The 18,301-nt window shown below is 64.2% G+C and carries 17 protein-coding genes; 6 read left to right on the forward strand and 11 right to left on the reverse strand.

Annotated elements, in window-relative coordinates; genetic code table 11:
• Positions 1 to 71 precede the first annotated feature (71 nt).
• Positions 72 to 533 carry a VanZ family protein gene (locus tag H8A92_RS12635; RefSeq protein ID WP_229196107.1) on the forward strand — a complete coding sequence of 154 codons (462 nt, stop codon included), beginning with the start codon at positions 72 to 74 and terminating at the stop codon, positions 531 to 533.
• Between the two features lie 5 nt (positions 534 to 538).
• Here the strand turns inward: H8A92_RS12635 and H8A92_RS12640 are convergent, their stop codons facing one another.
• The 3 genes from H8A92_RS12640 to H8A92_RS12650 are packed head-to-tail and all read right to left on the reverse strand — an operon-like array spanning position 539 to position 1,871.
• Complete coding sequence (locus H8A92_RS12640; protein WP_229196108.1) at positions 539 to 772, reverse strand: hypothetical protein; 234 nt, start codon at positions 770 to 772, stop codon at positions 539 to 541.
• The gene (locus H8A92_RS12645; protein ID WP_229196109.1) at positions 769 to 1,158 is read right to left on the reverse strand and encodes a hypothetical protein; all 390 of its coding nucleotides are present in this window, start codon (positions 1,156 to 1,158) and stop codon (positions 769 to 771) included. Before H8A92_RS12645 ends, H8A92_RS12640 begins: the two co-directional genes overlap by 4 nt.
• Positions 1,077 to 1,871 (reverse strand): hypothetical protein, encoded by a 795-nt coding sequence (locus H8A92_RS12650; protein ID WP_229196110.1) that lies wholly within the window; start codon positions 1,869 to 1,871, stop codon positions 1,077 to 1,079. Before H8A92_RS12650 ends, H8A92_RS12645 begins: the two co-directional genes overlap by 82 nt.
• A 183-nt stretch (positions 1,872 to 2,054) precedes the next feature.
• On the opposite strand from H8A92_RS12650, the gene H8A92_RS12655 reads away from it, so the two are divergent.
• Positions 2,055 to 3,605, forward strand: coding sequence for a hypothetical protein (locus tag H8A92_RS12655; protein WP_229196111.1), 1,551 nt, complete (start codon positions 2,055 to 2,057; stop codon positions 3,603 to 3,605).
• Positions 3,606 to 3,641: 36 nt separating this feature from the next.
• Complete coding sequence (locus H8A92_RS12660; RefSeq protein ID WP_229196112.1) at positions 3,642 to 4,628, forward strand: UbiA family prenyltransferase; 987 nt, start codon at positions 3,642 to 3,644, stop codon at positions 4,626 to 4,628.
• 17 nt (positions 4,629 to 4,645) lie between these two features.
• Here the strand turns inward: H8A92_RS12660 and galE are convergent, their stop codons facing one another.
• The 5 genes from galE to H8A92_RS12685 form a co-directional block, all read right to left on the reverse strand.
• Entirely contained in the window at positions 4,646 to 5,641 is a 996-nt protein-coding gene (gene galE / locus H8A92_RS12665) for a UDP-glucose 4-epimerase GalE (protein ID WP_229196113.1), read from the reverse strand.
• Between the two features lie 139 nt (positions 5,642 to 5,780).
• Positions 5,781 to 6,038 carry a hypothetical protein gene (locus H8A92_RS12670; RefSeq protein WP_229196114.1) on the reverse strand — a complete coding sequence of 86 codons (258 nt, stop codon included), beginning with the start codon at positions 6,036 to 6,038 and terminating at the stop codon, positions 5,781 to 5,783.
• 160 nt (positions 6,039 to 6,198) lie between these two features.
• A complete protein-coding gene (locus H8A92_RS12675) occupies positions 6,199 to 6,828 on the reverse strand; it encodes a transglutaminase-like cysteine peptidase (RefSeq protein WP_229196115.1) in 630 nt (209 codons plus the stop codon).
• A gap of 321 nt (positions 6,829 to 7,149) precedes the next feature.
• Positions 7,150 to 7,812, reverse strand: coding sequence for a ParA family protein (locus tag H8A92_RS12680; RefSeq protein WP_229196116.1), 663 nt, complete (start codon positions 7,810 to 7,812; stop codon positions 7,150 to 7,152).
• A 25-nt stretch (positions 7,813 to 7,837) separates the two neighbouring features.
• Positions 7,838 to 9,064: a glycosyltransferase family 4 protein gene (locus H8A92_RS12685; protein WP_229196117.1), complete on the reverse strand. Its 1,227-nt coding sequence runs from the start codon at positions 9,062 to 9,064 to the stop codon at positions 7,838 to 7,840.
• A 198-nt stretch (positions 9,065 to 9,262) separates the two neighbouring features.
• Between H8A92_RS12685 and H8A92_RS12690 the strand changes: the two genes are divergently transcribed.
• Together H8A92_RS12690 and H8A92_RS12695 are read left to right on the forward strand one after the other, a co-directional pair.
• Positions 9,263 to 10,249, forward strand: a complete 987-nt coding sequence (locus tag H8A92_RS12690; protein ID WP_229196118.1) for a hypothetical protein — start codon at positions 9,263 to 9,265, stop codon at positions 10,247 to 10,249.
• Positions 10,250 to 10,272: 23 nt separating this feature from the next.
• Entirely contained in the window at positions 10,273 to 12,825 is a 2,553-nt protein-coding gene (locus H8A92_RS12695) for a glycosyltransferase family 2 protein (RefSeq protein ID WP_229196119.1), read from the forward strand.
• Here H8A92_RS12695 and H8A92_RS12700 read toward each other — a convergent pair.
• Positions 12,766 to 14,937 carry a glycosyltransferase family 2 protein gene (locus tag H8A92_RS12700; protein WP_229196120.1) on the reverse strand — a complete coding sequence of 724 codons (2,172 nt, stop codon included), beginning with the start codon at positions 14,935 to 14,937 and terminating at the stop codon, positions 12,766 to 12,768. The two genes, H8A92_RS12695 and H8A92_RS12700, sit on opposite strands and share 60 nt — an antisense overlap.
• Positions 14,938 to 15,332: 395 nt before the next feature.
• Here H8A92_RS12700 and H8A92_RS12705 point away from each other — a divergent pair, with 395 nt between their 5' ends.
• On the forward strand, positions 15,333 to 16,640 hold the full coding sequence (locus H8A92_RS12705; protein WP_229196121.1) for a UDP-glucose dehydrogenase family protein: 1,308 nt from the start codon (positions 15,333 to 15,335) through the stop codon (positions 16,638 to 16,640).
• 130 nt (positions 16,641 to 16,770) lie between these two features.
• Here the strand turns inward: H8A92_RS12705 and rfbD are convergent, their stop codons facing one another.
• Together rfbD and rfbC are read right to left on the reverse strand one after the other, a co-directional pair.
• On the reverse strand, positions 16,771 to 17,682 hold the full coding sequence (gene rfbD, locus H8A92_RS12710) for a dTDP-4-dehydrorhamnose reductase (protein WP_229196122.1): 912 nt from the start codon (positions 17,680 to 17,682) through the stop codon (positions 16,771 to 16,773).
• Positions 17,682 to 18,236 (reverse strand): dTDP-4-dehydrorhamnose 3,5-epimerase, encoded by a 555-nt coding sequence (gene rfbC, locus H8A92_RS12715; RefSeq protein ID WP_229196123.1) that lies wholly within the window; start codon positions 18,234 to 18,236, stop codon positions 17,682 to 17,684. The genes rfbD and rfbC overlap by 1 nt, the downstream gene beginning before the upstream one ends.
• Positions 18,237 to 18,301: the final 65 nt, after the last annotated feature.

Consider the following 18,301-nt stretch of genomic DNA (forward strand, 5'->3'; position numbering starts at 1 on the left):
CCTGAGCGGGCTTTTTTGAACTCCGTTCCCACGCGGCGCCCCCGGCAAGTTAACCTTCGGCGGGTATTTAATTGTCGCTGACCGGAGCGATGCGCTATTCCAGCGACCGCGCGCCTTGGGGCATTGGGACTGGGAAGAAATTGTTGCCTGTTTCGAAGATAAAGACATTCGGTGTGATTGCGGGCTGGCTTGCGCTTGCCTTCATCGCCTTCGTGACGCTGTCCCCCATTCAGGACCGCCCCTCGCTTTTTCATCCGCAGGCCGAGCATTTCGCGGCATTTGCCGTGATGGCGCTGGCTTTCGTACTGGGTTACCCGCGGCGCACCGCGCTGATCGTGCTCTTTGTTGTCTTCAGCGCATTCTCGCTCGAAGCGATGCAGTTGCTGACGCCTGACCGCCACGGCCGCCTGATCGACGCCATCGTCAAGGTGGCGGGAGGCCTCGCCGGCATCGGCACGGGTCGCCTCATGCTGTTCATGGTGCGCAGCCAGTTCGGCCGGCTGAGGTCGCCTGCGGAACATTCTGCGAGCTGAGCGGTTCAATCGCGCTTCGGCGCTTCCGCTGACTTCCTGCCGTCCTGCGTCATACACTGCTGAAAGAAATGCAGCCGGTCGCCATTCATCGGCGCGACACCCGGTCGCTTGTAGGGATAGATCAGATAGGCCGCGCGCAAGCACCGCTTCGCCGTCTCGGCGTCAGGTGCTGCGATGGCGGCGGTCGACGACAGCAACAGCGCCAGCACGGCGCTGAACCGGACCGGCGCGCCACTCACGGCTTGTCGCATTCCGAGTAGAACACGCCGTTCGCAGCCGCCAGCCGTTGCAGGCAATGCCGCTTGTCGGTCACCGCACCCTCGACGGTGAAGTCGTAGGCCTGCGCCTTCAGGATCAGCGCATAGCGTCCCGGCGACAGCGGCGCGTCGTCGCGCGGCTGGACCTCGAACATCTGCGGATACTCGCTGAGCGGCGCTGCGCGGAACGGGATCGAGATGTTGCGGATCACCCAGCTGTCGTCACCCGACGAGACCACCGGCTTGCCGGCCGCGTCGAACGTGGTCTGCTGGCCCACATGCGCGATCAGGCGCACATCGATCGGGTCGGAGGCGCCGCCGGCGCCCTCGCGGCGGAACACGATGAAGCGGAGATGTCCGTCGGGCAATATGGTCTCGCTCGGCCGCGTGATCGCCGCCGAAATCGCCACCCGCGGATCCGGCGCGCGCGGCCCTGGATCAGTTGCAACTCGTAGAGCTTGCCGCCGCTCTCGGCATAAACGCCGTAGGCGGTCGGCAACGGCCGTCTCGGTGCCGGCGGCTCGACGGGCGCGGCCGGCGCAGGCACCGCGGCGACCACCGCAGGCCGTTGGCTTTCAACCGCCGCCGGTACGGGCGTTCCCGCGATCATCGCGCGCGCCGCGGCCAATGACACGTCGCGTTGCTGCAGCAGGACAATTGCCGCGATCATTGCAAAGAGAGCCAGCATGGCAACGTAGCGCAGCGGCGGCGACGACGACCATCGCGGCCGGCGCGGCAGCTCGGCCGGCTCGACAGGATCGAGCGTCCTAACGAATGCGTCCGCGGCATCAATCCGCCGTGGCGCCTCGATCCGTCGCGCGGCGCCGGCCGCCGCCAGGAATTCCGGCAGCGCCCGCGCCGGCGGCACCGAAAACGTCTCGACCAGATCATTCCTGGTGTGCGCCTCGACGCCCTCGATCGCCACCTCCAGCGCCTGCATCAGACGCGCTTTTTCCCGGGGATCCTCATGCGCGAGCTGTTGCAGCTTCTGCCGCGCGAGCTCGTAGACCGCGCTGCGCAGCTGCTGCGGGTCGGAACGCACGGAATCGATCGTCCGCGACAGCACCAGCGCGAACTCCATTTCGGGGTGCGCAGGGCTGCTACCCCTGACCGTCCTCTGGGCCGGCGTCGGCGTCATAAATGTTAGTCTGGTTTGCCCATAATGTTACAACATTGTAGGCGGCTTTTACTGTTAACACAAATGACGAAGGCCGCGGATGACGCCGTGGTTTGACGTGACCGATCCGAGCAGCAGCAGGGTTCATTGAGCCGATCTTTGCAAATCCTGGACGACTGGTTGTTCGCGCCGAAGCGGGACCGCCGCTCCTGGCCGGACCTCCTGCTGTTGGCGGGATGGATCGCGCTGGCGGGCTTCCAGATCGCCCGTCACGTGATGTGGCGCGACGAAGTCCGCGCGCTCACCATCGCCCTGTACGGCGACGATGTGATCGCCATGCTGAGAGGGCTGCACGGCGAGGGCCACCCTGCCCTTTGGTATCTCCTGCTGCGCGGCGCGCACGCTGTGTTCGACCGGGTCGAGGTGCTCCCCGGCATCGGCTTCGCGGTCGGGCTCGTCACGGTCGCGCTGCTGATCTTCCGATCGCCATTCCCGCGGCCGCTGGTCCTGCTGCTGATCACGGGTCACGCATTGCTGTTCGAATATGTCGTGATGGCCAGGAATTACGGCATCTCGGCCCTGTTCCTGTTTGCGATCGCGGCCTGCTATCCGGCGCACCGCGACCGCGGCGTCCTGCTCGGCGTGCTGCTGTCGCTGCTGGCCAACACCAATGTCGTCGGCGCGATCATGGCCGGCGCCTTCCTGCTGTTCTGGCTGCTCGACCTGCTCGAGGCTAACGGGTGGCGCTGGACGCCGCAACTGACCAATTTCGCGATCAATGCGATCATTGCGACGATCGGCGTCGCGATCTGCGCGGTAACAATGCTGCCGACCTACAATGATGCGGCGGCGCGGGACTGGTCGCACGCGTCACCGCTGACGGCTGCGATCCTGTCGCTGGTGAACCCCGGCGCGACGTCGCTGGGCGCGCTGTTTGCCAATCTGCTGCCGGGGATCGCAGGATCAGTGCTGCTGTTCGCCGCGACGCTCGGGCTGCTGCCGCGGCGTCCGGCGTTTCTCGCCGCCATCGCCGCGCTGCTGCTGACGTCGCTGTTCTTCGCGGTCGCAGCCAACGGTGCCTACCGTCATGCCGCCGTCTGGCTGTGTTTCCTGATCGCGCTCTACTGGATCGGCTGGAGCAAGGTCGCCACCGCATCCGACGGACTGCTGCCGGCGATCGGGCGCGTGTCGCTCCTGCTGGTGCTCGCGATCCAGGCCGCCGCAGGCATCAACGATCTGCGCAATGCCGCGACCGGCGCGGTCGCGAGCCGCAGCGCCGATCTCGGCCGCCTGATCGCCTCACGCGCCGATCTCGCCAATGCGGTCATCCTCAGCGAGCCGGAATATCTGGTCGAGGCGCTCCCCTACTACGTCAGGAACCCGGTCTTTCTCGCGCGCGACCACAGGTTCGGCAGCGTCGTGATCTTCTCGCGCAAGGGCAGGATGGACAGCGATCTCGGCGAGACGCTGCGCCTGGCGCGCGAACTCCGAGAGACCTCCGGCGCGCCCGTCATCATCCTGCTGGCCTACCGCCTCGATGAGATCACGCCGGACCAGATCTACGACGAAGGCAAGGACTGGCGGACGTTCCGTGCCTCGGCCGCGCAGATCCGCAAATTCCGCGAAGCGACCACTTTAATCCGCCGCTTCGGCCTCGCCAGGACCGACGAGAGTTTCGACGCCTACCTTCTCAACTAGGCGATCGATCGAGGGCAACAGGAAAAGGACCGCGCGATGGCGCTGATGGACAGCAAGGTCGAAGCCCGCAAGCCGCCTGCCGCAAGCATCCGGCAGTACCTTGCGATCCTCAGGCTCGATCACAGCACCAAGCACATCTTCATCGTTCCCGGAATCATTCTCGCCTGGCTGCTCCGCGGCGCGCGAGGCGATCATCTCGTCACCTCCATCGTCCTCGGCCTGCTGGCCGCGATCTGCATCGCGTCGGCCAACTACGTCATCAATGAATGGTTCGACCGCGACTTCGACCGGCATCATCCGACCAAGTCGCAGCGCTCGGCGGTGCAGAGCGCCATGGACGGCAGGATCATCGGGCTGGAGTGGCTGCTGCTGGTCGCGCTCGGCCTCGTCTGCGCATCCGCCAGCAACCGCCTGATGCTGTTCGCAACCGGCATCTTTGCCTTGCAGGGCATCGTCTATAACGTCCCGCCGCTTCGCAGCAAGGACAAGGCCTATTTCGACGTCATCTCGGAGTCCGTCAACAATCCGCTGCGGCTGTTGATCGGCTGGGCGATGATCGACCCGACCTCGCTGCCGCCCGGTTCGGTGATCCTGTGCTATTGGTTCGGCGGCGCGTTCCTGATGGCCGCCAAGCGGCTGTCCGAATATCGCGAGATTGCCGCGTCCCACGGCAGAGAGCTCTTGGCGCGCTACCGCGCGAGCTTTGCCGACTATACCGAGGTATCGCTGACCGCTTCCTGCCTCAGCTATTCGCTGTTCTCGGTGCTCTTCCTCTCGGTGTTTCTGGTGAAGTACCGCATCGAGTACATCCTCGCGATGCCGCTGGTGGTGATGCTGTTCACCACCTACTTTTCGATGTCGACGTCACCGGGATCGTCGGCGCAGAAGCCCGAGAAGCTCTATGGCGAGCGCGGCCTGATGCTGACCGTGCTGGCGCTGGTCGCCGTCTTCCTGGTGACAAGCTTCGTCGACATGCCGTTCCTCGCCCGCCTGGCGGAGCAGCACTACATCACCCTGGATTGAGGTCGAGCCTTGTTTGGTTAGCGCCGGCGCGGATGCGCCTTCTGGTGCCACGCCCAGGCCGAGCGGATGATGTGGCCGAGATCGGACCGGCTCGCCTTGAAGCCGAGGCCGCTCTCCGACTTGGAGGGATCAGCGACCAGGATCGGCGGATCGCCAGCCCGGCGTTCGCGCACCACGCTCGGCACCGCTTCACCGGTCACGGCGCGGATCGCGTCGAGCACCTTGCGCACCGAATAGCCGGTGCCGGTGCCGAGATTGAACACGCCGCCGGCATCACCCTTCAACAGCAGCTCGAGCGCGGCGATATGAGCGGCGGCGAGATCGTCGACATGGATGTAGTCGCGCACCGCGGTGCCGTCAGGCGTCTCGTAATCCTCGCCGAAGATCGCAAAGTCCGGCACGTGCCCCAACAGCGCCATCAGTGCGCGCGGAATGAGGTGCGTCTCGGGGTCGCGCAACTCGCCAATGGTGCCGGAGGCATCGGCGCCGCAGGCATTGAAGTAGCGCAGGCAGACCGATTTGAACTGATACGCCGCACGATAATCGGCAAGCAGCTGCTCGATCATGTATTTGGAGCGGCCGTAGGGATTGACGGTCGGCCCTGCGGCGCTCTCGGGAATCGGATCGCGCCCGGCATTGCCATAGACGGCGCCGGTAGATGAGAACACCAGCCGGTCGCAGCCCGCCTCCCGCATGCCGCGCAGCAGGCCGAGCGTGCCGGCAACATTGTTGGTGTAGTATTTCTGCGGATCGGCGACGGACTCGCCGACCGCACTGAATGCCGCGAAATGCATCACGGCGAGCGCATTGTGCTCGCGGATGGTGGCGGTGATCCTGTCGTGCTCGGCGACGTCGCCGACGACGAGCGGTCCCCATTGCACGAAGTTGCGATGGCCGGTGGACAAATTGTCGTAGACGACCGGGAGAAATCCGGCCTCGGCGACCGCCTTGGCGCAATGGGACCCGATATATCCCGCGCCGCCCGTGATGAGTATAGAACCCCTGCTCGCCATTGCGAATATCGTCCCTGCACGGACCAAACCTGCGTCTCGACAGACGCAGCAACTGCATGGGTACGACATTCCATCCCGCGCGGCAAAACGGCGATGGGAATAGCGTTAAGACTGAACGGATGCGCCGCTGACGTAACGGTTAACGCGAGCCCAGCGGGACGTTGGTCTGCTGCCCGACCGGCGGCCCGTGGCGTGACGGCCTGCCGTAAGGATAAACCGGTGTTGCCGGCGGGACCGGCCGGGTCGCCTGCGGCCGCGATGTCGGGACGCCGCCGCCAGGGCCATCGATCGAATAGCGGGTTGTGCCCTGCGCGGTCTGCCCGGTGCCCTGTGCAAGCACCGGCGCGGCGGCGGCGACGACCAGCACCGCTGTTGTGACAAGGCCGGCCAACTTCATCTCGATGCCTCGGCGAGTAAGATCGGGATCAACCGTTCATGCCTGCAATCGTTCCGGCGCGCCGGCACAACGCTCCTGCGGTCTCCATCATCCATACGAAAAGTGGCGCGGCGGAATGTCTCGCCGCGCCATCTTCAATCGATAGGACCAATTCAGAAGTTCAGGCGCCGACCTGCGCGATGGCGGCCCAGTGATCGGGGTTCGCCGGGGTCTGCATCCTGACCCAGCGATAACGCGCCTGCGACCAGGTGCGGATCTGCGCGTTCATATTGTCGAGCACGACATCGCCGCCCTCAACGCGGACCACCAGCACGAGATGATGCTCGCCCCAGGACGTCACCACCTCGCTCAGCAACAGATTGCGCATCGGCCAGCCGCGCGCCAAGAGTTCATGGCGCTTGCTGACCGCATAGTCGTTGCAGTCGCCGCGCGCCGGATTGATCAGCCATTCCTCGCCGGCGAGGCCGCGTTCGTTGCGCTGTGGCGCGATGCTGCGGTTGACCGAGGCGTTGACCTCGATCAAGTCGGCGATGAGTTGCTTGGTCAGACGGGTGGCGCCACCGCGGAACACCATGCGGGCGCGGGCCTTCGGCTTGCATTCGTCAGCGTAGCGCATGCAGAACATGGTGTAGGCCATCGGCGCCAGGGTCGGCTCGCTGAAGCGGATCTTCTCGACCACACCGCGCAGCGGCAGCGGGAAGCCGATCATTCCGGCCTGGGCGTTCTGCGCGCTTGTCCCGAGCGCGACCATGGCCAGAACCAGGGCCATCACTCGCTTGACGTTGTACATTCTTCACTCCCCACAGTGACGGGAAGCATCTACGGGAAATGTCTTGAGTTAAGGCTCAGGCGCGCGGCGGCATTTACTTCAAATGCTCGGATCCGCGCGAGCGGTCCGTTAACCAAGCAAGGCTCCCCGCACCGACAGGCTTTTCGGTCCCGAATGATAACGCGCGTGAGGGCCGACAGATCGCGGCTTTATTGCCTTTTGGAGCTTTTTCCCGCGGCTTCTGCGGACGCCGCCGTCAGATGCAGGACTAGTTGCAAGTGCGGGATTTCTTGTTCCCGTGCGGGCATGGTTAGTCTGACGTGAACCAGCCGGCGCGCTCTGTTATACCGATACGCGTTGCCTGGGCGCGATCCCGCACCAGCTCATGACCAGATCGGCGAGCATCTTGATCTCGAGATCTGCGGGCGTACCGCCGGCGAAATCGGCCACCGATTGTCCCAATGCGACGGCGCGAACATAGGCCGAGCGGCTTCCGATCATTGGCCCGATCTCCTCGTCGAGCGTATCCAGTTCCTCGATCAGTTGCTGGCCTTCGAGCGTGCGCTGGTCGACGCGGTTCGGCACGATCATGGCGCGGAGCGCCGTTCGCCGCGCTGCTCGCACCTCCCGCACGATGTCGATCGTCCGCGCGGTGGCCTCGATATCGAGCCCGGACGGCGTGCACGGCATCAGCACGATATTGGCGACCGCGAGCACGGCGCCCAGCACCCGATCGTTGGGCGCGGAGTCCACGACGATGATCTGATGCGGAATCTGGCGCATCAGCTTGGCCCATTCGGCCACGGGGCGGGTCTCCGGATCAAGCTGGTAGACGGGGAACGACAAATTGCCGGGCTCGGCCCAGTGACAGGCGGAGGCCTGCGAGTCGGCGTCGACCAGTCCCACCACGCCCGTGCGCCGATCCAGTTCTGCGGCCAGCAGGACCGCAAGAGTCGTCTTACCGACCCCGCCCTTGCGCTGGGCAACCGAGATGACAAGCGGCATCGCAAACTCCTGGCGTTATCCCCCGTTACGTGTGCGGGAGGACACCTTCATCAACGAGCGTCAGCATCCGGGGCAGACAGACCCGCTTTGCGTCGTAATTGTCCCTCACAAAGCTCCTCGCCTTCATCCGCATCTTCTTGAAGGCCTTGGGCCGTGTCAGCACCGAGATTACCTGATCCGACAGCGCATCAATATCAAAAAACGGCGCCAGCAGGCCGTTGCCGTCCGAGATGATGTCGCGCAGCGGGGCGGTGTCGGACGCCACCACCGCACATCCCGCGCTCATCGCCTCCAGCAGCGACCACGACAGCACGAAGGGATAGGTCAGGTAGACGTGCACCGAGGAAATCTGCAGCAGTTCGAGATATTGTCCCCGAGGAATTCGGCCGAGGAAATGCACGCGGCGAAGGTCGATGTCCGACCTGATCTCGTCCAGGAACATCGACTGCCAGCTCGAACCCTCCGGCGGATTCGCGCCGTACGACGTCCCGCTGCCGCCGACGATCACCACCTGTGCATTCGGCCGCGCAGCCATGATCCTCGGCAGCGATCGCATGAAGATATGGAATCCGCGCACCGGCTCCAGGTTGCGCGAGACATAGGTGATCACTTCGTCGTCGGCCGACAACGTCGCGCCGTTCGGAAGCTGAAACCGCGCGACCGGATTGGGCTTCACCTCGTCGGTGTCGACGCCCTCGTGGATCACCTCGATCTTGCTCTGAAACTCGCGCGGAAAGGTCGACCTCTGCCACGGCGTCGGCGAAACGCCGGTATCGCATTCCGTGAGCGCCAGCAGCGTGGTCGCATTTTTCAGATGGAGCGCGACATTGCCGTCAAGGCCCGTCATGGGAAACTCGGGATCGAAGCCGACGTCCCGGCCCTCCGAACCGTAATAGAATTCGCAATAGAGGATGATCCGCGCGCGCGGAAACATCGTGCGCAACGGCAGCGTCTCGCCCCAACCGGGATGCGCGAAGATCAGGTCGGGCACGAAGCCCTGCCCCGACAGCGACGACAGCGCATACAGCACCTCTTCGGCACGCCGCGCTTCGACATCGAAGCGGCGGGCAAAGGGATGCACCAGCGCGGAGTCCGACTTGGTCGTCGAATATTTGAGCAGCCGGATATCGCGCGTCGTGCTCGCGGTCGATGAACCGACCGCAACGACCTTGTTTCCGGGCTGCTCCGCGAGCGCACGCGCAATGTGGCGGTACTGCGCCGGAAAGTTATTGTGGACGAAGAGGACGTTCATTGGCGGGCGGGCGCGCCCCCCGGCCGCGCGGTCTTCGATTGGGGTCAGGGTTTGCATCATGACCGGCAGGGTGTCTTCGATCTGCACGTGTGAAACTATCTCACCGGATTAACATTAAGCCCCCTTCTATCACACAGATTTTTGGGGCACACTGTGTGAGAGACATATCGATCCATTCCGTTAGGCTCGCAGGCGACGATGAACGAACAGATTCAGCAGAAAACCATTGACCTGGCACGAGGTCTTTTCCTGGTTCGGTACAATGGCGCGGAAGATAAGACATCACCTCCGGTGGTGCGCGTTTATGCAGATCGCGCCAGCCTTAACAATTGTAATATCATTACCGGACCCGACGTGGTCAATGGAACCCTGTTTGCGCCGGAAAGCGCGCTGGTCGTGTCGGTCGCGCGGCCAAGCCGCCTGATCGTCGAGGTCACGGCGGGGCGCGCCGGCGGATCGACTGCCGCCAATATCAAGATCGAGCCGCTGACCCAGGGCCATCAGGCCCAGGGCCAGCATGCGCAAGGCCAGCAGTTCCAAGGGCAGCAGCCCAAGGGGCAGCCGGCCGGCCAGCCATTCGATACGTTCGAGGCTGACGCGGGCCTCGATGGGGCAGGTGTTGGCGAGTTGAGCGACCTCAAGCTGCTCGCCCATGTCGCAGGTCTGGGCGATGTGACGGTCGGCACGAATACCTGGATTGCCGGACCGTCCGCTCCGGCACGAATCGAGGGCATTTCCCTCGACTGGCCGAACAAGCCGCACGACCTCGACCTGCAATATGCGGTCAAGTTCGCGAGGCCGCAGCGGGGCGACAACCAGTTCGTTCCGCTCGGAACCTTTGCCGGAACCAGGGGACGCGCTTTGGCCATCACAGGGTTCTCGCTGGAGGCCACAGGCCCCAGCGTCGATCGCTATCTCATTTCGGCCGAGACGATATTCCTTGGGGCGCCCGCCCTGCGGGTCACCGGGAACCGGATCGTGGTGTCGGGCCCGTCGGGCCGGGAACCATTGGTAGGCCTCAAGCTCAACCTCGAAGAACGCCGCGTGCAGGCAGCGCCCCTCGCGCCTCAGCAACCGAGGCGCGCTGAACCCGTCAATCCGGCGCCGCGCCTGGGCGGAGCGCGCCTCGAGGGGCGAGTGCGCGTGTTCCGGAGCCGGCATAGCGCCGTAAAGACGACGGGCTGACTGCGGCCAGATAAGGGCGACATTTGACCGCCGACGCGCGCAGGATCGCCTTCACATCCAGAACGCTCCATCACGTCGATCTGGAGCGAGCCGCCGTCGGCGCGCTCGAGGCGCGTAATTTTCGTAGGGCGTTCGCGCTCGCCGACCGCCGCTGCCGGATCCTGCCGCATCCGGGCGCCCGCGCTCACCTGCTGCGCGCAGAGGCGCTGTTTCACCTCGATCTCAGGGACGCCGCCCTCGCCTGTGTGGCAAGGGCAATCGAGCTCGAACCGGACGATCTGGTCGCGGCGCGGCGAATGATGGCCTGGGGTGACGGCCCGCAGCAGATCGAAGCGGCACGGAGCGTGGCGCGACGCGACGACGATCCGGATTCGGTCAGGAGCGCCCTCCTGCTGCTCGAACAGAGCGGTCAGGACAGTTGCGCCCGTGTCGACTTCCTGGATGAAGAGGTGAAGGGCTGGGTGACGTGGCGGGGGGCTGATGACCCGCACCTTTCGCTGGCGCAGGCGAATCAATCCAGCACGATCCAGCTTCCCGCCGATCCCCGCCACGGATTCGCGCTCGATGGACGACGCGCCGCGAGCTTCCGCCTGATACGGCCGGCATCGGCGACCTCGCAACGCCTCGAGATCACGCAGGCTGACCGGGTCATCGCGAGCATTCAACTGCCGGCCAATCGCGCTCCGGATCGCCGGAGCACACCACAACGGCCGGCGCGCGCCCGAAACGGCGAAACTCCCCCGCTCACCGTCATCATCCCGGTCTACCGCGATCTGGCTGCAACGCGCGCCTGCATCGAGAGCGCATTGACGGCCGTCGCCTGCACGCCCGGCTCGACCATCCTGGTCGTGGACGATGCGACGCCCGAGCCCGACATCAAGCGTCTGCTCGGCGGGCTTGCGGCAGAGCTCCGCATCCGGCTGCTGACCAATGAGCACAATCTCGGCTTTGTCGGCGCGGTCAACCGGGCGCTCGGTGCGACGGGCGCCGGCGACGTCGTGCTGCTGAACTCGGACACGATCGTGCCGAAATATGCGCTGCAACGCTTGCGAAGCGCCGTGCAATCGACACCGCGCGTGGGGACGGCGACCCCGCTCTCGAACAACGGCGAATACACCAGCTTTCCGGTCCCGAACCGCTCAAATCCGCTGCCTTCACCCAGCGAGATAGAATTACTGGACGAACTTGCAGGTCGAGCGAATTCAGGGATCGCCATCGACATCCCCAACGGCATCGGGTTTTGCCTCTACATTACCCGCGAATGCCTCGACGCGGTGCGTGAGCTGTCCGACGACTTCTATCGCGGCTATCTCGAAGACGTCGACTTCTGTCTGCGCGCCGCGGAGGCCGGCTTCCGCAACGTTTGCATCCCCTCGGTCTTTGTCGGACACGAGGGCTCGCGCTCCTTCCTCGGCGAGAAGCGTTCGCTGGTGCTGCGCAATCTGCGCGTTCTCGAGCACCGCTACCGGCGCTATGCAACGGAGTGCGCCGCGTTTTTGCTTGCCGATCCGCTGCGCGATTGCCGTGCGGCGCTCGAGCTCAAGCTGCTCTCGAACGAACCGCGCGGCGACGGGCCACACGTCATTGTCTGCGGCTCCTCCGTCGGCCGCGAGATCGCCATCAGGCGGTGCAGGCAACTCGCGAAGGACGATCAACGTGGCCTGGTCGTGCACGTCCGCTCCGAGGGACAACGCCAGCCGGCTGCGATCTTCGATCCGGATGGCGGCGTTCCGCAATCGATCGCGCTCGACGTTGCGACCGATGAGGGCCGCGAGACTCTTCTGACGCTTCTCACCGATCTCAAAGTCCGATTGCTCGAGATTGCAGAGCCGAACCGCCTGCCCGCCGCAGGCCTGGCGCTGCTCACGCAGCGTTTCGCCTACGACCTCCTGATCACCGACACCGCACTTGCCACCCGCGCCGCGATCGGATCAGGCAGCGATCCGGACTGGACAGACCTGATCGCGGGGGCTCGACGCATGGCAGTGATAGGTGACGATGGAGCCGCGTTCTCCGGAGCGGTTCTCGGCCTGCAAGCGGTCAGGCTGAGCGACACGCCCGCACCGCCCACGCAGCATCACGCCGTGGATGGCCCGGCGCGTCTCGGCCTGCTTGCCCTGCACGCCGGCGCCGCGGAATTCCGCTTCATCAGAGCCTTGAGCGATCACATGGCCGCCGCCGACGAAGACGCCGAGATCACCGTGCTGGGTACCACGCTCGACGATCTCAAGCTGATGCAGCGGACGAATGTCGTGGTCGCCGGCGACGTCACCGTCGACGAAATTGCCACACTCATCGAGGGGCACGGCATCACCAAACTGGTTCTCGACATCGGTCAACCGGCATTCGGGCATCCGCTGGTGGACGCACTGCTGGCAACCGGGCTACCGGCCGCCGCGACGGAGTGGATCGCGACACCATCGCGCAGCCGAACAGCAGACCTGAAACTGCAACCAGGGTCTGACGCCGATGCAACGATTGCGGCCGTGCTCGACTGGGTGGTCGAGGACGTCCTGCTACATCCCGATCGGAGGAACGGTCGGCACCGGCGGCAGGTTGGCGCGCGGCTTCCATGATCGCGGCGGCCACGCAAGCGAAGAGAACGGCGTCGAGTCCAATCCCAGCAGCGGGCTGTAATAGGGATCGTCGAGCAGCACCTCTCCCCACTTCGCGCGCAGCATCGACAGTTCGCGCTTGAAGCGCGCTTTGCGATCCGGCATGGAATCGCGGCCCCGGCTTGCCGACTCCAGATGAACCAGCTTGGCATCCGGCGTGAAGACGATGCGCTTTCCAAGCTGGCGCAGCTTCAGGCACAAATCGATGTCGTTGAAGCTGATCGGAAAGCGGATCTCGTCCATGCCGCCGACAGCCACGAAATCGCGCTTGCGCATCAAGAGGCATGCTGCCGTCAGCGCCGAACATTCGTGCGCCACCTGGAGAAGATCGCCGTAACCGGGATCGCCGTCCATCCGGTCGTTGAAGGCGTGCGCGGCCGAGAAATTGGCCCCCAGCACCACCCCGCCATGCTGCACGACGCTGCTCGGCCAAAGCAGCTTTGCGCCGACGGCTCCGACATCGGGGGCAGCGAGCCGCCAAAGCAGCTCCGCCAGCCACCCGTCGTCGAGCGCCTCGACGTCGTTGTTGAGGAAGCAGATGTTCTCGGTGTCGACGCAATCGACCGCGGCGTTGTTGATCAATGCGAAGTTGAAGGGACCTTCGACCGAGATGACGTCGATTTCGTCCGAGGAAAGGCTCTCCAGATAGTCCAGCGTTTCAGGCTCGGTCGAGCTGTTATCGACGACCAGAATCCGTGCGTTCGTCTCATTCGCTGCCGGCATCACCGTCTCGATGCATCGCTTGAGCAGTTCAACGCGATTTCTGGTCGGGATGATGATGGTGGTGCGCTCGTTCCAATCGACCGCGCGCTTGACCTGGACGGCTGGAAGAAGACCGGCCTTTCGCGGCTCGACACTCACCTCGATACTGGCTCTGGCAAAATAGGCCTTGCTCGCAGCGACCAGTTCGGCGGTTGCCGCCGCGGCATCGATCCGCGGCAAAGCCGCAACCGATCCCGGAAGATGATAGGTTCGACCAGGCTCCGCGCAGGACAGGAAGATGTCGTAGAGCGACGTCGCCGATCGCAGCGCTTGCAGGGCACGTTCACGGCGCACCGCAAAGCAATACGCCCCGTAGCCCTGCTCGAGCGCGCGTTCAAGATCGAATGCCGAAAACGCCAGCGGCCAGACCGCGCCGGCGCCCGCCGAGACCTCGACGTCGCCATAGACGAGATCGCAGTCCGGTTCGGACGCGAAGAGGTCGGCAAAGCGCAGCAGGGCATCTTCCGCGAGAATCGTCCCGCTCAGGCAGAAGACAAAGAATTCGCTGTCGGCGGCATCGCCATCGACGAACTCGCGCGCCGCCTTGGGATCGAACTGACTGAACCCCTGCGTCGGCAGGCACACCGCCGACCAGGCCGGGTGCCGCTGGGCCTCGAGGCTTTCAATGCTTTCGTCCACCCTGACGTCGCCGATCAGGACAACGGCTGCCTCCGAACGAACATCGGACTGGATCGTCGGCGAAAAGCGCTCTTTCCAGCTGCGATAGGCGTGAAACGGCATCGAGGCCGGCAGCACCCGGTCGAACAGCTGTCCGCGAAGACGCTCGCTTTCCCAGCGCCCGAGATCGGCAAGCGTCTGCTCCAGTCCGCGATCGAAAGCGACGAATGCAACCGGCTCCGGTATCAGGCTTCGTCCCGAAATCGTCCGCGCGGAAAGTCCGCGCATGCGACCATCCGCAAAATGCTCGGGCAGATGAAAATCGATCCGGCGGCCGACGCCGAACTCGCCTCCCCGCGCAACGTTGGTCCACCCGGTCGGCTTCACCGTCATCACCGGCCGCTCCGCGATCAGGATCTCGATGTCCTCATCGATGTCCTGGGAAAGCCAGCCCTCGAAGCGTAAACCTCCGACCCATTCGATATCGCCGATCCGGTGCCACCGCGCTTGCTGTGCAGCGACATCGCAACGAATCGGAACGCCGACGGGATCTCCGATATTTGCCAGTCTTGCCTCGATGATCCCGGCATCCGAGGCGACCTGGTCCTGCACGTTGAAGGTAAAGCCAAATCGGCCGTCGCCGATCCCGGCGTCGGCGAGCTCTGTTACAAACTCGTCACATAATGATGACATGTATGGCTCGCCGTCGACGAGCAGCTCAACGGTGTAGCGCCGGCCGAGATCGGCGCGATCATAGACAAATCCAGAAAACGTCGTGCGATCGTATCTGGAGAATTGCGTTTGTAACGACGCGTGTTCAGCTCCTGAGGGCCTCTGCTTGCCAATCGTCATCGTACTCATGTCCACCCCTCAAACGGCGGCTCGATTGTCAGTCGATTTCAAGTTGAGAATGTGTCCACGGCGTGCCCAAGGTGATTAGCGCGCACTCAACTGCACTGAGGCAATCACCGTTTGCACAAAAAGCCGCCGAGCTCCAACACAAACTGTACGTTATAAAACTTGGCGTTATCGGCGCCAATTGTGCTAGTGCTAACTCCTCCTCTCCACACTGATCGACGAGCGGATTCATGAAGATTGCAATGGTTGGAACGGGATATGTAGGTCTCGTCTCAGGAGCGTGTTTTGCCGATTTCGGCCATCAGGTCGTTTGCGTCGACAAGGACGCCGGCAAGATCGAAGCCCTGAAACGCGGCAAGATCCCGATCTACGAAACTGACCTCGATAAGCTCGTCGAGACCAACTCCGCCTCCGGACGGCTCACCTTCACGACGGAGCTCACCGGCGCCGTCGCCGACGCTGATGCCGTGTTCATCGCGGTCGGAACGCCCTCGCGGCGCGGCGACGGCCATGCAGATCTGAGCTACGTCTATGCTGCCGCCAAGGAGATCGGCGCAGCGCTCACGAAGTTCACCGTGGTGGTGACGAAGTCGACCGTGCCCGTGGGCACCGGCGACGAGGTTGAACGCCTGATCCGCGAGACCAATCCGGACGCCGATTTCGCCGTGGCTTCGAACCCCGAATTCCTGCGCGAGGGCGCCGCGATCCAGGATTTCCGCCATCCCGACCGGATCGTCGTCGGCACCGAAGACGAGCGGGCCAAGCGGGTGATGGGCGAAGTCTATCGTCCGCTCTATTTGAACCAGGCACCGATCCTCTATACCGCGCGACGCACGGCGGAACTGATCAAATACGCCGCAAATGCCTTCCTCGCGACCAAGATCACCTTCATCAACGAGATCGCCGATCTCTCCGAGAAGGTCGGCGCCAACGTGCAGGAAGTCGCGCGCGGCATCGGGCTCGACAACCGGATCGGGACCAAGTTCCTGCATGCCGGCGCGGGCTACGGCGGCTCGTGCTTCCCGAAGGACACCCGTGCACTGTTCAAGACGGCGCTCGATCACGACGTCCAGCTGAAGATCGTCGAAGCGACGCTGACCGCCAACGACAACCGCAAGCGCGCGATGGCACGCAAGGTCGCCAACGTGCTCGGCGGCGAGCTGCGCGGCAAGACGATCGGCGTGCTTGGCCTGACCTTCAAGCCCGACACCGACGACATGCGCGAGGCGCCCTCGATCCCGCTGATCAACGGCCTGATCGACTTCGGCGCCAAGGTCCGCGCCTACGATCCGATCGGCATGGAGCAGGCCCGCAAGGAATTGCCCGAGATCGACTACTGCAAGGATGCCTATGAATGCGCCCACCAGGCGGATGCGCTCGTCATCGTGACCGAGTGGCGCCAGTTCCGCGCGCTCGATCTCAAGCGCATCAAGCAGGAGATGAAGCATCCGGTCGTCGTCGACCTGCGCAACATCTACCGCCCCGACGAGATGGCCGCGCACGGCTTCACCTACGACAGCATCGGCCGGCCGCGCTGAGCGGCTGCAACTGACCGGCGACGATCGCTCCAGCTCAATCCCAAGGCCCCGTTTCAATCGGAACGGGGCCTTGATTTTTGTCCGACGCGCCCGCTTAAGCCGCGCCGATACCAGCTCGCTCCAACATTCTCTACGCGTGGGCGGGCGCGCTGAGCTGGACGAATGCATCCAGCTCGCGCGCGAGCGCTTCCTGCCATGTCGGCATCGCCACCCCGAACTGTGCCTTCAAACGCGACAGATCCAGCCGCGAGTTGCCCGGTCGCACGGCCTTGGTGGGGAAATCGGCCGTTGCGATCGGAACGATATTGTCGACCGCCAGCGTGACGCCGCGAGACCGCAGCCCACCGACAATGGCCGTTGCAAATCCGTGCCAGCTGGTTTCGCCGGCGCAAACCAGATTGACGACACCGCCCCGGCGCGCGAGCTGATCGTGCAACGTGGTGGGGTTCGGCAGAACGATGCCGGCCACCGCGCTGGCGATCGCTTGTGCCGTCGTCGGCGCACCGATCTGGTCGGCCACGATCCGCAGCTCCTTACGCTCGCCGGCGAGCCGCGCGATGGTGCGCAGGAAATTGGTGCCCTTTGCAGAATAGACCCATGAGGTGCGCACGATCAGATGCGCCCCGCCCGCCGCCTGAACCGCGACATCGCCGGCCAGCTTGCTGGCGCCGTAGGCCGACAACGGTTCGGTTGCGCTGTCCTCGCGCCACGGCACGTCGCCTGAACCGTTGAACACGTAGTCCGTGGAGAAATGCACCAGCGGCACATGGTTCGTCGCAGCCCATTTGGCGAGTGCTTCCGGCCCCTTCGCGTTGACCAGGAACGCCTGCTCACGCTCGTCCTCGGCGCGATCCACCGCGGTATAGGCGGCCGGATTGATGATGAGGTCGGGCTTCAGACTGTCGAGCTGGCCCGCCAGCAGCTCCGGCTTCGACAGATCGAACTCCGCCGTCGGCGGCGCGACGATGGTGCCGTGGCTTTCCAGCAGTGGCTTGAGTGCGCCGCCAACCTGGCCGCGCGTTCCCGTCAACAAGATCCGCATCAGATTTGTCCATAGGTCGGAAGGTTGCGGGCATCGGCGAGCAGCGGCGCGTCTGCATCCTTCGCCGACAGCTGCGGCTTATCGACCCCCCACTTGATCCCGATCGCCGGATCATTCCAGCGGATCGAGAGCTCGTCCTTGGGGCTGTAGAAGTCGTCGCATTTGTAGAAGAAGTCGGCGGTCTCCGAGAGCACCACGAAGCCGTGGGCAAAGCCGCGCGGCACCCATAACTGCCGGCGGTTGTCCTCGCTCAATTCCACCGCGACATGCCTGCCGAAATTCGGGCTGCCGACACGCACGTCGACGGCAACGTCCAGCACCTTGCCGCGCAACACGGTGACGAGCTTGCCCTGGGTGAGCGGGTTTTGCAGATGCAGCCCGCGCAGCACGCCATAGGCCGAGCGGGACATGTTGTCCTGCACGAAGGGACGCGCGATGCCGTGCTCGACATAACGGGGCGACTGGTAGGTCTCGAGGAAGAAGCCGCGCTGGTCGCCGAACAGCTTCGGCTCGACGATCAGGACTTCAGGAAGCTCGGTCTTGATGACGTTCATTTAACATTTGTTCCAGTTTGATGCGCTCAAAATGTTAGTTTTCCTCTCATAACAAACTTGTGCGG

Source organism: Bradyrhizobium acaciae, assembly GCF_020889785.1.
GTDB classification, from domain to species: Bacteria; Pseudomonadota; Alphaproteobacteria; order Rhizobiales; family Xanthobacteraceae; genus Bradyrhizobium; species Bradyrhizobium acaciae.

Coding starts and splice junctions, on each gene's coding strand:
- H8A92_RS12650 (WP_229196110.1), bottom strand. CDS start 1,871: ATGGAGTTCGCGCTGGTGCTGTCGCGGACGATCGATTCCGTGCGTTCC.
- H8A92_RS12660 (WP_229196112.1), top strand. CDS start 3,642: ATGGCGCTGATGGACAGCAAGGTCGAAGCCCGCAAGCCGCCTGCCGCA.
- galE (WP_229196113.1), bottom strand. CDS start 5,641: ATGGCGAGCAGGGGTTCTATACTCATCACGGGCGGCGCGGGATATATC.
- H8A92_RS12670 (WP_229196114.1), bottom strand. CDS start 6,038: ATGAAGTTGGCCGGCCTTGTCACAACAGCGGTGCTGGTCGTCGCCGCC.
- H8A92_RS12675 (WP_229196115.1), bottom strand. CDS start 6,828: ATGTACAACGTCAAGCGAGTGATGGCCCTGGTTCTGGCCATGGTCGCG.
- H8A92_RS12680 (WP_229196116.1), bottom strand. CDS start 7,812: ATGCCGCTTGTCATCTCGGTTGCCCAGCGCAAGGGCGGGGTCGGTAAG.
- H8A92_RS12685 (WP_229196117.1), bottom strand. CDS start 9,064: ATGAACGTCCTCTTCGTCCACAATAACTTTCCGGCGCAGTACCGCCAC.
- H8A92_RS12690 (WP_229196118.1), top strand. CDS start 9,263: ATGAACGAACAGATTCAGCAGAAAACCATTGACCTGGCACGAGGTCTT.
- H8A92_RS12700 (WP_229196120.1), bottom strand. CDS start 14,937: ATGTCATCATTATGTGACGAGTTTGTAACAGAGCTCGCCGACGCCGGG.
- H8A92_RS12705 (WP_229196121.1), top strand. CDS start 15,333: ATGAAGATTGCAATGGTTGGAACGGGATATGTAGGTCTCGTCTCAGGA.
- rfbD (WP_229196122.1), bottom strand. CDS start 17,682: ATGCGGATCTTGTTGACGGGAACGCGCGGCCAGGTTGGCGGCGCACTC.
- rfbC (WP_229196123.1), bottom strand. CDS start 18,236: ATGAACGTCATCAAGACCGAGCTTCCTGAAGTCCTGATCGTCGAGCCG.